The organism is Micromonospora sp. NPDC048935 (assembly GCF_043197875.1).
GTDB lineage: Bacteria > Actinomycetota > Actinomycetes > Mycobacteriales > Micromonosporaceae > Micromonospora.
On the sequence record NZ_JBICTZ010000001.1, the window covers coordinates 856826 to 872129 of the forward strand.

Consider the following 15304-nt stretch of genomic DNA (forward strand, 5'->3'; position numbering starts at 1 on the left):
GAGGATCGATGAAGGCAGTCGTCTACCGGGGGGCGCGAGACCTCGGAATCGAGGATCGTGACCCGGTGCCGCCGGGCCCGGGCCAGGTGCGGATCGAGGTGGCGTACACCGGGATCTGCGGCACCGACCTGCACATCTACCACGGCGACATGGACGCGCGGGTCGGTGACTCCGCGATCATCGGGCACGAGATGTCCGGCCGGATCGCCGCCGTGGGGCCGGACACCACCGGCTGGAGCATCGGCCAGCCCGTCACCGTGCTGCCGACCCGGCCCTGCGGAAAGTGCCCTGCCTGCCAGCGTGGGCACTCCCACGTCTGCCACGCGATGAACTTCCTCGGCATCGACTCGCCGGGCGCGATGCAGTCCTACTGGACCGTGCCGGCGGACCTGGTCCTACCGCTCCCCGAGGATCTGCCACTCGACCACGCGGCGCTCGTCGAGCCGGTCGCGGTCGCCGTGCACGACGTCCGCCGGGCGAACGTGACAGCCGACGACCAGGTGGTCGTGGTCGGCGGTGGCCCGGTGGGGGCGCTCATCGCCGTCGTCGCGAAGGGCCGCGGCGCACGGGTGCTCCTCGTCGAGCCGGACCCGTTCCGACGCGAGGTGGCGGAAGGAATCGGGATCGAGGCAGTCGATCCGGGCGCGACCGACGTCGTGGCACTTGTCAACGAACGCACCAACGGCGCGGGCGCCGACATCGCCTTCGAGGTGTCCGGCTCCGCCGGCGGCGTCACCACGGCTGTCGACGTTCTCACCACCCGTGGCCGGCTGGTGATGGTGGCGATCCATCCCCGGCCCCGGGAGGTCAACCTGCACCGGTTCTTCTGGCGTGAGCTGGAACTCCTCGGCGCGCGGTTGTACCAGCGCGACGACATGGAGGAGGCGATCCGGTTGGTCGCCTCGGGTGCGATCCCGGCCCAACAGCTCATCTCCCGGGTGGAGCCGGTCGAGGCGGCAGGCGCCGCCTTCACGGCACTGGAGGGTGGCGGCGTGATGAAGGTGCTGCTCGATCTGCGGGAGGGTGACAAGTGACTGCCCTGTTCGACCTGTCCGGCCGCGTCGCCGTCGTGACCGGGGCCCGGCGTGGTATCGGTCTCGCCATGGCCGAGGCCCTGGCGCTGGCCGGTGCCGACATCGTGGGCGTCTCCGCCCAACTCGAATCGGAGGGCAGCGAGGTCGAGCGCCGGGTGCGCGCCGCCGGCCGCCGGTTCACCGGGTTGCGCGCCGATCTCGGCGACCGGGCGGCCGTCCACCAGCTGGCCCGGGACCTCACCGCGCTCGGACCGATCGACGTCCTGGTGAACAACGGCGGCACGATCGCCCGTACCCCGGCCGCCGAGCATCCGGACGAGATGTGGGACCACGTGATCGAGGTGAACCTGAGCAGTCAGTTCATCCTCAGCCGGGAGATCGGCCGGACCATGGTCGAACGCGGCCGAGGGAAGATCATCTTCACCGCCTCGCTGCTGAGCTTCCAGGGTGGCATCACCGTCCCCGGCTACGCCGCGTCGAAATCGGGCGTCGCCGGGCTCACCAAGGCGCTGGCGAACGAGTGGGCAGCCCACGGGGTGAACGTCAACGCCATCGCCCCCGGCTACATCGCCACCGACAACACCCAGGCGCTGCGCGACGACCCCGACCGCAACGGGGCGATCCTTTCCCGAATCCCGGCCGGCCGGTGGGGTCGTGCCGACGACCTCGGCGGCGCCACGGTGTTCCTGGCGTCGTCGGCATCCGACTACGTCAACGGGGTCGTGCTGCCCGTCGACGGCGGTTGGATGGGCCGATGACGGGCGGGCCGGTACCCCCGGTGGGCGTCGTCGTCGGCCGTCCGGGCAGGCTCGTCCGCCGCGTACCCGGGCTGGAGGCGTCATGACGGCCCGAGCGCTCCCGCGTCGCCCGGACGTGCGTCTCACCGAGCTGGGCTTCGGCGCGGCCCAGGGTGGCAACCTGTACCGGGGGACGTCGGACGAGGAGTTCGCCTCGGCTGTCGACGCGGCGTGGGAGGCGGGCGTCCGGTACTACGACACCGCCCCGCACTACGGCCTCGGGCTGTCCGAGCGCCGCCTCGGCGCCGCGCTGCGTCAACGGCCACGCGACGAGTACGTCGTGTCGACGAAGGTCGGGCGGATCCTGGTGCCGTCACCCGAGGACGCGCACCGACGCGACTCCGACGGGTTCGACGTTCCCGCCACCCATCGGCGGGTGTGGGACTTCAGCCGCGACGGTGTCCTCCGCTCGATCGAGGCCAGCCTCGACCGCACCGGACTGGACCGGATCGACATCGTCTACCTGCACGACCCGGACGACCACTGGGAGCAGGCCGCACACGAGGCCGTGCCGGCCCTGGTCGACCTGCGTGACCAGGGCGTGGTGGGTGCCATCGGTGCCGGCATGAACCAGTCGGCGATGCTGACGCGGTTCGTGCGGGAGACCGACGTCGACGTCATGATGTGCGCCGGGCGGTACACCCTGCTGGAGCAGGGCGCGGCCGACGACCTGCTGCCCGCCGCCGACAACCGGGGGGTGGGCATCGTCATCGCGGGCGTCTACAACTCGGGGCTGCTGTCGCGGGACCAGCCGCCGGCCGATGCCGTCTACAACTACCAGCAGGCCCCGCCGGAGCTGATCGAGCGGGCGCGGCGGATCGCGGCGGTCTGCGAGACGTACGGGGTGACCCTGCCGCAGGCGGCACTCGCCTTCGTCCGTCGGCATCCGGCAGTGGTGTCGACGGTGGTCGGCGTCCGCACCGAGGCACAGATGGTCGAGACGGTCCGACGGTCCGAGGCCGTCGTACCGGAGGATCTGTGGGACGCCCTGGCCGCGGCCGGGCTGCTCGCCGCGCTGCCCGGCCCGGACTCCCGGTCCAGTTGAGCTGACAACGACGTCCCGGCCGGGACCGGCTCCGATTCTCGGATACCGGTCCCGACCGGGACGTCATCTGTTACCGCGACATCCGCAGGTCAGAGCGCGGTGAACCGCCACTGCTGGTTCGTCGCGTTGGTGCAGTTCCACTGCAACACCCGGGCGCCATCGGCCGTGGAAGCGCCGTTGACGTCCATGCAGAGCCCGCTCAGCGCACTCTTCACCGTGTACACGCCGGAGGTGCCCGTCGCGGTGGCGGTGAACTTCTGCTGGTTGCTGTTGTTGCAGGTGGCCTGCTGGAGGAAGGCACCCGCCGCGGTCGAGCTACCGACCACCTCGACGCACTTGCCGCTGTGCACGGCCTTGAGGTAGAGCGCGCCGTTACCGGCGTCGACGGCCTGCCACTTCTGGTTGTTGCCGCCGGTGGACGCCCACTGGGTGATCTGGGCGCCGTCGGCGGTGGAGACACCGCTGACGTCCAACAGCTTGTTGCTGTGCTGCGCCGTGACCGTGTAGGTCTTACCGGCCAGGCCGGTGCCGGTGCCGGTACCGGGTGTCCCGACGCCGTTGCCGCCGAAGGTGTGCGAGTCCAGATCGAACGAGTTGCTGGCGTTCTTGAACACCATGTAGAGCGTGTGCGTACCGCCGAGGGCGGCGACGCTCACCGGTGTCGTGGACTGGTAGTTGTCCCAGCCACCCGTGCTGGGCACCGTGGTGGTGGCCAGCAGGGTCCCGGTCGGCGAGTCGGCCCGCAGCTCGATCGAGCCGCCGCCGGAGGGCGACGACAGCCGGTAGCTGACCGTCGAGATACCCGACAGGTTCATCGGGCTGAACGCGATCCAGTCGTTGCTGGAGATGTCACCGACGCGCTTGGTGCTCTCCGCGGCCGCCTGGTCGATCACCCGGATGCCGGACTGGCTGCTGAAGTACTCGGACTGCTTGTGCTTCGGTTGCAGGATCGCCTGTGCCGTACCGGTGAGCGGTGCCCCACCGCTGGGGCCACCGTTGTCGGTGTACCGGGCGTTCAGCACGTAGAACAGGTTGGCGCCGTCGGGGTGCCCGCCGAGCAGGTCGGTGGAGATGGTGCCCGAACAGCCCGGGTACTCGGTGGTCTCGTGGGCGTGGTCGTCGTGACCCAGTGCCGGGTTGAGGAACACCTTCGAGCAGTCGACAGTGCCGCCGTCCGGATCGGTGACGGTGATCTGGTACGACACCTTGTCACCGAAGGTCAGCATGCCGCCGTTGCCCGGTGTGGTGATGGTGACAACCGGGGCGCTGTTGCCGACGGTGATCGGGACGTTGGCGAAGCCGGTCTTACCGGTGCTGTCGGTGACCTTCAACTGGGCCGTGTAGTTGCCGTTGGACGTGTACACCTTCGACGGGTTGGCCGCCGTGGAGGTGGTGCCGTCGCCGAACGTCCACAGGTAGCTCAGCGTGTTGCCGTCCGGGTCGGACGTGCCCGCGCTGCTGAACTGGACGGTCAGCGGTGCGCTGCCGCTGGTGGGAGTGCCGGTGGCCTTGACGATCGGGGACCGACCGCCCTGGATGTAGTCGATCCGGTAGAGCCCGGAGTCGCTGTTGCCGCCGCCGAAGTTGGTGCCCCACTCCAGCAGGTAGAGCGAGCCGTCCTTGCCGAACTCCATGTCCATCGGCTTGTTGAAGTTGCCGCCGGGCAGGAACGGGTTGGTGCGGGTCACCGCCGAGGAGGAGTCGAAGTGCACCTCCTTGACGTAGTTGCGCGCCCACTCGTAGAAGAAGTGCACGCCGTCGTAGTAGGGCGGGAACTTCGTCTGGGAGGGGTTCGCCGCGTCGTACCGGTAGACCGGGCCACCCATCGGCGCGGAGCCGCCGGAGCCGAGCTCCGGGAAGGTCGTCGAGGCGGGGTAGCCATACCAGATGTTGGGCATGACGACCGGCTTCAGGTTGACCAGACCGGTGTTGTTCGGCGAGTTGTTGACAGGTGCCGAGCAGTTGAACTTCGAGCCGACGACGCCGGTGTCCGGGTTGTACGGCGCGTAGGGCTGGTTGTTGCCGTGGCAGAACGGCCAGCCGTAGTTGCCGGGCGTCTTGATCACGTTGAGCTCGACCAGGCCCTCGGGACCACGGTTGGTGGTCGGCGGGTTGCGGTCCGGGCCGTAGTCCGCCAGGTAGACCCAGCCGTTGGCGGGGTCGATCGAGAAGCGGAACGGGTTGCGGAAGCCCATGGCGTAGATTTCCGGCTTGGTCTGCGCCGTGCCCTGGGGGTAGAGGTTGCCGCTCGGGATGGTGTAGCTGCCGGTGGCCCCGGGGCGGATGCGCAGCAGCTTGCCACGCAGGTCGTTGGTGTTACCCGCGGAGCGTGCGGCGTCCAGGTTGGACTTGCCCGAGCGCCAGTCCAGCGGGGCGTAGCCCTGCCAGTTGGGGTCGAGGTTCGGGGGCGTGTCGTCGCCGGTGCCGATGTAGAGGTTGCCGTCCGGGCCGAACTCGATGTACCCGCCGGTGTGGCCGGGCTCCGGGAACGTCCGGTCCCGGTACGCCGGGATGTCGATGATCGTCACGCCGCTGGACATGTTCAGCGTGTCACCGCTCATCGTGTAGCGGGAGACCCGGTTGACGTCCGTCGAGCTGCTCGCCGGCGAGTGGTACAGGTACACGTACCCGTTGGTGGCGAAGTTGGGGTCCAACGCCATGCCGGTGAGACCGTCCTCACCGCCGGTGTAGACGCTCAGCGTGCCGGCGGTCACCGTGCTGTTGGTGGAGGGCTTGAAGACCTTCAGCTGCCCGCCGCGCTGGGCGTAGAACACCCGTCCGTCCGGGGCCACCGCCATCGCCATCGGGTCGACGGTGTTGTCGTCCAGGGTGCGCTTCTCGAAGTTGCCCCAGACGGTGCCGCCGCAGTCGCCGGGAAGGTTTCCGGCGGCCCACTTGATGCCACCGAGGACGTGGTTCTGGAAGTTCGTCTCACTGTAGGAGGCGATCGCGTGGCCCATCGCGGTGGCCCACACCCGCCCGCCGCCGGTGTTGCGACACCAGGAGATCGGGTGGTCCGGGCCCATCGCCCGGGAGCCCGGGTTGTAGGTGCGCTCGTCGGCCGTCACCAGCACGTGCACCTTGCCACGCGGGTTGGAGTCGAAGTTGTACCACTCCTCGCTGCGGTTCCACTTGTCCGGCAGGCCGGCCGTCGACGGGTGCTGCTTGTCGGCGACGATGGCGGTGCCGGGCAGCACGCCGGGGGAGTGCTCCGGCATGTGGGCGCCGCCGTTGATGGTGTTGTCCCACCACGGGTATTCGGTGTCGATGCCCATGTCGGTGGCGTTGTGGATGGCCACGATGCCCTTGCCGCTGGCGAGGTAGCCCTCCACCGCCTGGCGTTGGGCGGCCGAGGTCCAGACCATGCCGGAGGTCTGGAGCATCACGATGACGTCGAAGGTCGCCAGGTTGCTGGCGGTGAAGACGCTTGAGTCCTCGGTCGCCACCACTTCGAAGTTGTTGGCGGCTGCCTGCTGCTGGATCATGGAGATCCCGGCGGGGATCGAGTCGTGTCGGTAGCCGGTGGTCTTGGTGAACACCAGGGCGCGGAAGGCCGGGGCCGCCGACGCCGGTGGGGCGAGTCCGAGAGCCAGTAACAGGCCCGCGATCACCGAAATGATCATCGTATTGCGACGCATGGCGTCTCCTTGGTTGGACGGGCAACTCCGGTTGCGCCCACGGGCCCACCCTGCGTCAGGTTGTGCCTGGACGCATGGGTGAACACGAGTGCGCTGGGCTGTCCTCGTGCCGTTCGCCGAAACGGCAGTCAGACCCGCGGGACGTCACAGAGGGTGATGGCGGCTGTGGTTCTTGTCCCGTGGTCCACGAGGCCAGGATGAGCTAGGAATAGAGCCGTGTCAATGAATGGGGTAACGTCCGACGTCTTGCCCTGATGACGACGGCCATGTCCGAATCTCTCGAGTACGGCGACGTTGCCGATCGAGTGACGGCCCTGGCAATCGGCCCCGGTCGAGGATTGCGGACCTGCATCCAAACATCTATCTTCTTCATACGTGTGATGTTTCGTCGATGTCAAGGGAATGTTCGCAACATAAAAACGTAAGTCTCCGCGGCCGGCTGCGAAAGTTCGTGGTCAGGCCGCGAGTGGGTCAGCCGCCGACCCGTGCACCGTGTCGATGACTACTATCTGTGAGGGCCTTCCGGATGTCAGACCCACCGCCGTCGCCGCTGCTCACCCTTCGGGGCATCGGTAAGTCCTTCCTTGGGGTTCGCGTCCTCGACGGTGTCGACCTCGATGTCGTACCGGGCGAGGTCCACGCCGTCGTCGGTGAGAACGGCGCCGGGAAGTCGACTCTCATGAAGATCGTCTCGGGTGGGTACGCCCCGGACGAGGGCACCGTCGAGTTCGCCGGTGAACCGCGCACGTTCCGTGGGCCACGCGATGCCCAGCAGGTTGGCGTCGGCATCATCCACCAGGAGTTCAACCTGCTGCCGGAGCGCACCGTCGCGGAGAACGTCTACCTGGGGCACGAGCCGGTCCGGCGTGGTCTGGTCGACCGGCGGGCGATGCTCGACAACACCACGCGGCTGCTCGCCTCGATCGGGGAGACCACGTTGCCGGCCGACGCCCGGGTGGGGCAACTCGGTGTCGCGCAGCAGCAGGTCGTCGAGATCGCCAAGGCGCTCGCCCTGGACGCACGGCTGCTCATCATGGACGAGCCGACCGCGGCGCTGGCCGACCACGAGGTCGAGCTGCTCTACGGGTTGGTGCGCCGACTCCAGGAACGCGGCATCGGCCTGCTGTACGTCTCGCACCGGCTCGCCGAGGTGTTCGACCTGTCGAGTCGGATCACCGTGCTCAAGGACGGCCGCCGGGTCACCACCGTGGACACCGCGGACACCACCGCCGACGAGTTGGTGCGGCACATGGTCGGCCGGGAGCTGTCCAGCTACTACCCGGACCGGGCCGCCCCCGAGGACCGGGGTCCGGTGCGGCTCAACCTTCGCGACGTGGGAAACCGGAAGCTGCAAGACATCAACCTCCAGTTGCGCGCCGGCGAGGTGCTCGGCATCGGTGGCCTCCAGGGCTCCGGGCGGTCCGCGCTGGCCCGTGCGATCTTCGGGGTGTCGCCGTTCACGACAGGCGACGTCACGCTCGACGACCGGCCGGTCCGACTGCGCTCACCCCGCACCGCGATGCGGGCCGGCATCGCCTATGTGACCGAGGACCGCAAGGGTGAGGGGATCGTGCCCCGGCAGTCGGTGCTCGACAACGCGCTGCTCGCCAGCCGGGCCGTCTTCGCGGCCCGGTCCGGCCGTGCGTCCCGGACCGCTCGGGTGCGCGAGCTGCTCAACGCCGTGGAGGTTCGTGGCGCGGGCGACGACCAGGAGATCCGCTTCCTGTCCGGCGGCAACCAGCAGAAGGTCGTGCTGGCCCGCTGGCTCGCGCTCAACCCACGGATCCTGCTCTTCGACGAGCCGACCCGCGGCATCGACGTGGGTGCGAAGTCGGCCATCCACGACCTCGTCCGCCGTCTCGCCCGCGACGGCGCGGCGGTGCTGATGATCTCGTCTGATCTGCCGGAGCTGCTGGGCATGAGTGACCGCATCGTCGTCATGCGCGACGGCCGTGTCGCGGGCGAGCTGCCCGCCGGCGCGAGCGAGGAAGAGGTCGTCACCCTGGCGGTCGGCGCCGTGCCGGAGGCCGCCCGATGAGCGCGAGGAGTGAGCCGGGTTTGCGAGCCCCACAGTCGCGAATGGAGACCGCCCAGTGAGCGCGCTGTCGCTGCTGCCGGCCCGCCGCACCGTACCGGGCGTCTTCGTGGCCCTGTCCCTCACCCTCGCGCTCGGTTGGCTCGTCGTCCTCGTCGACGGGGGCCAACTCTTCAACCAGTCCACGACCGTGAGTCTGCTGCACGTGGCGGCCGGCCTCGGGCTCGTCGCCGTCGGCCAGACGCTGGTCATCCTGGGTGGGTCGCTGGACCTCTCGGTGGCGTACGTGATCAGCCTCAGCACCCTCGTCGCCGCCGAGACGATGAACGGCAGTGACGGCGCGGTGCTGCCGGCGATCGGCCTGGTGCTCGTCGTCAGTGCCGGCGTCGGGCTGCTCAACGGGCTCCTCGTCACCAAGCTCCGGGTCAACGCGTTCATCGCGACCCTCGGCGTCGGGCTGCTGCTCAAGGGCTACCTCGACAACGGCTACGACGGGCCGGCCGGCACCACCGCGCCGTCGCTCGTGCAAGCGCTCGGCTACCAGCGCATCGGCCCGGTGCCGGTGTCGTTCCTGCTGCTGGTCGCCGTGACCGCGGCGGCCTGGTTCGCGCTCTCGAAGACCCGTTTCGGTCACCACCTGGTCGCCGTCGGCGGCGACCCGGAGGTTGCCCGGCTCTCGGGCGTCCGCAACGACCGGGTCCTCGTCACCGCCCACGTGCTGTGCTCGATGTGTGCCGGGCTCGCCGGCATCTACCTCGCCAGTCGGCTCGGCTCGGGCGCGCCCCGGGTGGGCACCGAGGGCCTCTACGACCTGGAGTCGATCGCCGCCGTGGTGATCGGTGGCACCGCCCTCGCCGGCGGGCGCGGCGGCGTCATCGGCACGGTCGGTGGAGTGCTGCTGCTCGCCAGCATCGACGCGATCTTCAACCAGCTCGAGGTCGACGCGTTCTTCAAGCAGGTGATCCGGGGCGCCATCATCATCGCCGCGGTCGCCGTCTACGCCCGCCGGGCCATGCGAAAGGCGGCTGCCTAGCCATGCAGACCGTTCAGCGTCGTACGCTGCCGCTGCGTCTCCCGCGGGTCCGCCCGGGTGGCATCCTGCCGATCCTCGCGATCCTCGCGGTGCTGGTGGTGCTCGTCGGCATTCGACAGCCCGACTTCCTCGCCCCTCCGTCGCTGATGTCGTTCCTCGGGCGTTCGGCGCCGATCATCCTGCTCGCCGCCGGTCAGTACTTCGTGATCGTCTCCGGCGAGTTCGATCTCTCCGTCGGCTCCCTGGTCACCGCGCAGGTGGTCGTGGCCGCCCGGCTCATCGACAGCGACCCGACGCGTACCTGGCCCGTGGTGGCGCTCCTGCTCGCCTTCGGCGCACTCGTCGGGTTGGTCAACGGCGTGATCACGACCCGGCTGCGGGTGCCGTCGTTCATCACCACCCTCGGCATGTTCCTGATCCTGGTCGGCGCGGTCTACCTGTGGTCCGACGGTGCTCCGAAGGGTGGGCTCTCCGAGGAGTTCCGGCGGTTCGGCCGGCGGGCCTTCGAGGACGTGCCGGTGCTCGGTCGCGTGCCGTTCGCGCTGCTGGTCCTGGTGGCCCTGGCGGTGGTGGCCGTGCTGCTGATGCGGTCCGACTTCGGCCGGACGCTCGTCGCCGTCGGCGACAATCCGCGCACCGCCGAGTTGAGCGGCGTACGCGTCTGGCGTACCCGGACTTTCGCCTTCATCCTCAGCGGCCTCGCGGCGGCGGTCGCGGCGATCCTGCTGGGCGGCTACAGCGGCGTGTCGTTCCAGGCCGGCGCGGGGCTGGAGTTCGGTGCGATCACCGCGGTCGTCCTCGGTGGCGTCGCACTGGGCGGGGGCCGTGGTTCGGTTGTCGGCGCGATGCTCGGTGCGCTGACCCTCGAGTTGCTGTTCGCCCTCATGAATTTCTACGGCGTCTCCGGCGCCCTCAGGTCGACCGTCCAGGGCGGGATCATCCTGCTCGCCGTGGCGGTCTCGGCAACGCGTTCTTCGTCGAGATAAAGGGGAATCCATAGTGCGACGTTCCATGGCGGCGTTGGCCGCTGTCACCTTGCTGTCCCTCACCGCCTGTGCCACCGACGAGCCGGCCGCGGGCCCGTCGGGCGGTGCCTCCACCGCCGCCGGATCGGGCACCGGAGAGCAGTCGAAGTTCTTCGTGCAGGCCGACTACGACGCCGAGCTGGCACTGCTCAGCGCCACGGCGACGGGCCCGGCCGACAAGCCGTGGGAGCAGGTGCTCAACCCGAAGCTGGTGGACACCGCCAAGTTCAAGAAGAAGGGCCCGCACAAGATCTGCTTCTCGAACGCGGCGTTGAACAACCCGTGGCGGCAGGTCGGGTTCAAGACCATGCAGGCCGAGGTGGAGGCGCAGAAGAGCCGCATCAAGGAGTTCGTGCACGTCGACGCCGAGGGCAAGGACCAGAAGCAGATCGCGGACATCAACGACCTGCTCGGCAAGGGGTGTTCCGCGCTCATCGTCTCGCCGAACACCACCGCCACGCTGACCCCGGCCGTCGAGGCGGCCTGCCAGGCGGGGCTGCCGGTGGTCGTCTTCGACCGGGGTGTCAACACGAAGTGCCCGGTGACGTTCATCAACCCCATCGGCGGCTACGGGTTCGGCCACGTCGGCGCCGAGTTCGTCAGCCAGAAGATGAAGCCGGGCGGTAAGGTCCTCGCCCTGCGGATCCTGCCCGGTGTCGACGTCCTGGAGACCCGCTGGTCGGCGGCGAAGGTGGCGTTCGACAAGGCGAAGGTCGACGTCGTGGGTGTCGAGTTCACCGACGGCGACCCGGCCAAGACCAAGAAGATCGTCGACGACTACATCCAGCGGTACGGCACGATCGACGGTGTCTGGATGGACGCCGGAGCGACGGCCGTCGCGGCGGTCGAGGCGTTCCAGGACGCGGGCAAGCCCGTTCCGCCGATGAACGGCGAGGACCAGCTCGACTTCCTGAAGATCTGGAAGGACAAGAACCTCACCGCCATCGCGCCGACGTACCCGACCTACCAGTGGCGTACGCCGATCATCGCGGCACTGCGGATCCTCGACGGCGAGCAGGTCTCCAACCCGTGGAAGCTGCCGCAGCCGACCGTCACCCAGGACAACCTGGACAAGTATCTCGACGCGAACATGCCGCCGCTGCACTACGCGATGTGCGGCTGCACCGACCTGCCCGGCTATCCGCAGCGCTGGAAGTAGGGCCCTGATGTACGCCATCGGCGTCAACCCCTGGGTGTGGGCCTCGCCGGTCGACGACGAGGCGCTGGCCGAGCTGATCCCGCGGATCGCCTCGTTCGGCTTCGACGCGGTCGAGTTGCCGATCGAGCAGCCGGGCGACTGGGACCCGGTCCGCACCCGGGACCTGCTGGCCGAGCACGGCCTCGTCGCCGCCGGCGTCTGCGCGGCCTTCTCGCCGGGGCGGGAACTGGTCGACGCCGCGCCAGCGGTGGTCGAGTCGACGGTGGCGTACCTCAAGGGCTGCGTGGCGAGCGCGGCGGCCGTCGGCGCTGGATGCGTCGGCGGCCCGGTGTACGCCTCGGTCGGCCGCACCTGGCGGATGTCACCGGCGGCTCGCGCGGCCTGCTACGCGGATTTCCGGCGAGCCCTGGCGCCGGTTGCCGAGCAGGCCGGCGAGTTGGGCGTGAGCATCGGTGTCGAGGCGCTGAACCGCTACGAGACGAGCGTCGTCAACACGATCGAGCAGACGATCGAGCTGATCGACGGGCTCCCGCAGAGCGTCGGCATCATGATCGACACGTACCACATGAACATCGAGGAGGCCGACCCCTACGCGGCTCTCGCTGCCGCTGCCCCGCACATCAAGCACGTGCAGGTCAGCGGCAGCAACCGGGGCGCTCCCGGTGCGGACCACTTCGACTGGCCCCGCTTCTTCACCGTCCTGCGGGACACCGGTTACCAGGGTGCGATCTGCATCGAGTCGTTCACGGGGGAGAACGAGTCCATCGCGGTCGCCGCGGCGATCTGGCGTCCGCTGGCACCCTCACAGGACCGTCTCGCCACGGACGGCCTGCGCTATCTCCGGGAGACCCTCAGCTGACCACCACGCACCATTCCCCCTCCGCCCCTCTCATGTCAGGAGCACCGTCCCGTGTCCATCTCCCCCACTCCGCCGCTGCGGCGAATGCTGGCCGGCGTCGCCGCGTCCGCGTTGACCGCGCTGGTCGCGGTGGCCGCCTCGGCGTCCCCCGCGCTCGCGGCCACCACCACCCTCTACGCGTCGCCCTCCGGCACCGGCACCAGCTGCTCGGCTGCCCAACCGTGTTCGCTGTCCGCCGCACAGACCGCGGTGCGGGCGGCCAACACCACGATGTCCGGTGACATCGTCGTGGAGTTGGCCGACGGCGCGTACCGGCTGTCCGCGCCGCTGCGGCTGACCGCGGCCGACTCCGGCAACAACGGCTACCAGGTGATCTGGCGGGCGGCCACCGGCGCGCGTCCGACGATCACCGGCGCCCGGGCGGTCACCGGCTGGACGCAGGTCGACGCCGGGAAGAACATCTGGCGGGCCAACGTTCCCGCCGGGCTCGACTCGCGTCAGCTCTACGTCAACGGGGCCGTCGCCACGCGGGCACGTACCGCCGTGAACCGCGCCGACTTCACCTTCACCACGTCCGGCATGCGGTTCACCAACAGCGCGCTCAACTACCTCAACAACCTCGGCAACCAGAACCGGGTCGAGGTGGAGAGCGTCGGCTCGTTCACCGACCGGTACTCGCCGGTGCAGAGCATCAGCGGCAACTTCCTGACGATGCAGCAGCCGGCATGGAACAACAACACCTTCGGCTTCGACACGCTGTCCCGTCCGCACCGCGCCGGCCCGTTCTACCTGGCCAACGCGTACGAGTTCCTGGACTCGGCGGGGGAGTGGTATCTCAACCCCAGCAGCGGCCAGCTCAACTACATCCCGCTCGCCGGGCAGAACATGAGCTCGGTCAGCGTGGAGCTGCCGCAGTTGCAGTCCCTGGTGAACGTCGGCGGCACCTACGACGCGCCGGCGCACCACATCTCGTTCAGCGGGATCACCTTCACCGGCACCAGCTGGCTCGGCCCGAGCAGCAACAACGGCTTCGCCGACCAGCAGACCGGCGCGCACATCGTCGGCACCTGGGCCCGTCCGTCCGACGCGCTGACCTCCTGCCAGGAGGGCTGCTCGCTGTTCGAGGCCACCCGCCCGAGCTGGGCGCAGATGCCGGCCGCGGTGCAGGTCTCCGCCGCCAACACCATCAGCTTCAGCGACTCCCAGTTCGTCAACCTGGGGCAGACGGCGATCGGCATCGGCAACGACGCCAACGCCCACGCCAGCGGCGTCGGCCTGGGCGTCAACAACATCACCGTCACCCGCTCCGAGATCGCCCGCAACTCGGCCGGTGGCGTCGTGGTCGGCGGCGTGCGGGCCGACGCCCACCACCCCACCGACCAGCGGATGGTCAACCGGAACGTCACCATCAGCAACAACAAGGTGCACGATCTCGGCCTGGAGTACCGGGGCGTGGTCTCGATCCTGACCACCTACGTGAACACCTCGCTGGTCTCGCACAACGAGGTCTACAACATGCCGTACACCGGCATGTCGATCGGCTACGGGTGGGGCGCCAACGACGCCGGCGGCAGCCAGCACTACGCCAACCGTGGCCTGTACAACTACCAGCCGCGGTACTCGACCGCGACCACGGCGGCCAACAACCAGGTCATCGGCAACTACGTGCACGACGTCATGCAGCAGATGACCGACGGCGGATGCATCTACTCGCTGTCGGCGAACCCGGGCGGGTTGATCGCCGAGAACTACTGCCTGCGGACCAACGGCTGGTTCGGGCTCTACTTCGACGAGGGCTCGCGCTACTACACCGCCCGTAACAACGTGTTCTCCTCCACCGGCACCTGGGCGACCGCCAACTACTACTACGCCGAGAACATGGGCAACTTCACGGTCACCAACAACTGGTCGACCAGCAGCGGCACGAACGTGACGAACGGTGACCGCGGCAACGTCGTCAACGGCAACGTCACGGTCAGCAACGGCAACTGGCCGTCGGGCGCGCAGACGGTGATCAACACGGCCGGCGTGCAGAGCGGTGGCAGCACCAACCCGACGAACGTGCAGCTCGTGGGCGCTCAGTCGGGTCGTTGTGCCGAGATCGGCAACTCCAGCACGACCAACGGCACGCAGGCCCAGATCTGGGACTGCATCAGCAACGCCACCAACCAGCGGTGGACCCACACCGCGAGCCGGCAGCTCATGATCTACGGCACCAAGTGCCTGGACGCCTCCGGCCAGGGCACCGTCAACGGCACGAAGGTCGTGATCTGGGACTGCAACGGTGGTGTCAACCAGCAGTGGAACATCAACTCCAACGGCACCATCACGGGCGTGCAGTCGGGTCTCTGCCTCGACGCGAACGGCGCCGCGACGGCGAACGGCACGAAGTTGATCCTCTGGGCGTGCAGCGGCGGTACGAACCAGCGCTGGCAGGTGCGTAGCTGACGTAACCACGGACAGCAGCGGATCCGGGCTGGGGCGGTCTCGCCCCGGCCCGGGTCCGCATGGTGCGTCCTGGTCGGCCTGAGGTTACGCGGAAACTTCGGGCAGGTTTCATTGATGCTCTTGACAGGCATTGTTAGCGATAACACGATGGCTTCACGCCGCTCTCGCGTCTGGAGTCCACCTTGGCCGTGTCGATCCGCCCGCGAGTTCCCAGCCGCTTCCGCACGCTCG

At 69.0% G+C, this 15304-nt stretch carries 10 protein-coding genes; 9 read left to right on the forward strand and 1 reads right to left on the reverse strand.

Going from position 1 to position 15304, the window contains the following annotated elements; genetic code table 11:
- Positions 1–8 precede the first annotated feature (8 nt).
- The 3 genes from ACGFIW_RS04385 (at position 9) to ACGFIW_RS04395 (ending at position 2876) form a co-directional block, all read left to right on the forward strand.
- Positions 9–1034 (forward strand): zinc-binding dehydrogenase, encoded by a 1026-nt coding sequence (locus ACGFIW_RS04385; RefSeq protein WP_393310876.1) that lies wholly within the window; start codon positions 9–11, stop codon positions 1032–1034.
- On the forward strand, positions 1031–1792 hold the full coding sequence (locus ACGFIW_RS04390; RefSeq protein ID WP_393310877.1) for an SDR family NAD(P)-dependent oxidoreductase: 762 nt from the start codon (positions 1031–1033) through the stop codon (positions 1790–1792). Before ACGFIW_RS04385 ends, ACGFIW_RS04390 begins: the two co-directional genes overlap by 4 nt.
- An 82-nt stretch (positions 1793–1874) precedes the next feature.
- On the forward strand, positions 1875–2876 hold the full coding sequence (locus tag ACGFIW_RS04395; protein ID WP_393310878.1) for an aldo/keto reductase: 1002 nt from the start codon (positions 1875–1877) through the stop codon (positions 2874–2876).
- A gap of 89 nt (positions 2877–2965) precedes the next feature.
- Here ACGFIW_RS04395 and ACGFIW_RS04400 read toward each other — a convergent pair whose 3' ends face one another.
- The gene (locus tag ACGFIW_RS04400; RefSeq protein WP_393310879.1) at positions 2966–6514 is read right to left on the reverse strand and encodes a ThuA domain-containing protein; all 3549 of its coding nucleotides are present in this window, start codon (positions 6512–6514) and stop codon (positions 2966–2968) included.
- A gap of 526 nt (positions 6515–7040) precedes the next feature.
- Here ACGFIW_RS04400 and ACGFIW_RS04405 point away from each other — a divergent pair.
- From ACGFIW_RS04405 to ACGFIW_RS04430, 6 genes are read left to right on the forward strand one after another with little or no spacing between them, the layout of a single operon-like run.
- Positions 7041–8552 (forward strand): sugar ABC transporter ATP-binding protein, encoded by a 1512-nt coding sequence (locus tag ACGFIW_RS04405; RefSeq protein ID WP_393310880.1) that lies wholly within the window; start codon positions 7041–7043, stop codon positions 8550–8552.
- Positions 8553–8607: 55 nt separating this feature from the next.
- Complete coding sequence (locus ACGFIW_RS04410) at positions 8608–9582, forward strand: ABC transporter permease (RefSeq protein WP_393310881.1); 975 nt, start codon at positions 8608–8610, stop codon at positions 9580–9582.
- A 2-nt stretch (positions 9583–9584) separates the two neighbouring features.
- Positions 9585–10568: an ABC transporter permease gene (locus tag ACGFIW_RS04415; protein WP_393310882.1), complete on the forward strand. Its 984-nt coding sequence runs from the start codon at positions 9585–9587 to the stop codon at positions 10566–10568.
- Between the two features lie 13 nt (positions 10569–10581).
- Positions 10582–11766 carry an ABC transporter substrate-binding protein gene (locus tag ACGFIW_RS04420; RefSeq protein WP_393310883.1) on the forward strand — a complete coding sequence of 395 codons (1185 nt, stop codon included), beginning with the start codon at positions 10582–10584 and terminating at the stop codon, positions 11764–11766.
- A gap of 7 nt (positions 11767–11773) precedes the next feature.
- On the forward strand, positions 11774–12625 hold the full coding sequence (locus ACGFIW_RS04425) for a sugar phosphate isomerase/epimerase family protein (protein ID WP_393310884.1): 852 nt from the start codon (positions 11774–11776) through the stop codon (positions 12623–12625).
- A gap of 51 nt (positions 12626–12676) precedes the next feature.
- A complete protein-coding gene (locus ACGFIW_RS04430) occupies positions 12677–15073 on the forward strand; it encodes a ricin-type beta-trefoil lectin domain protein (protein WP_393310885.1) in 2397 nt (798 codons plus the stop codon).
- The last annotated feature ends 231 nt before the right edge of the window (positions 15074–15304 follow it).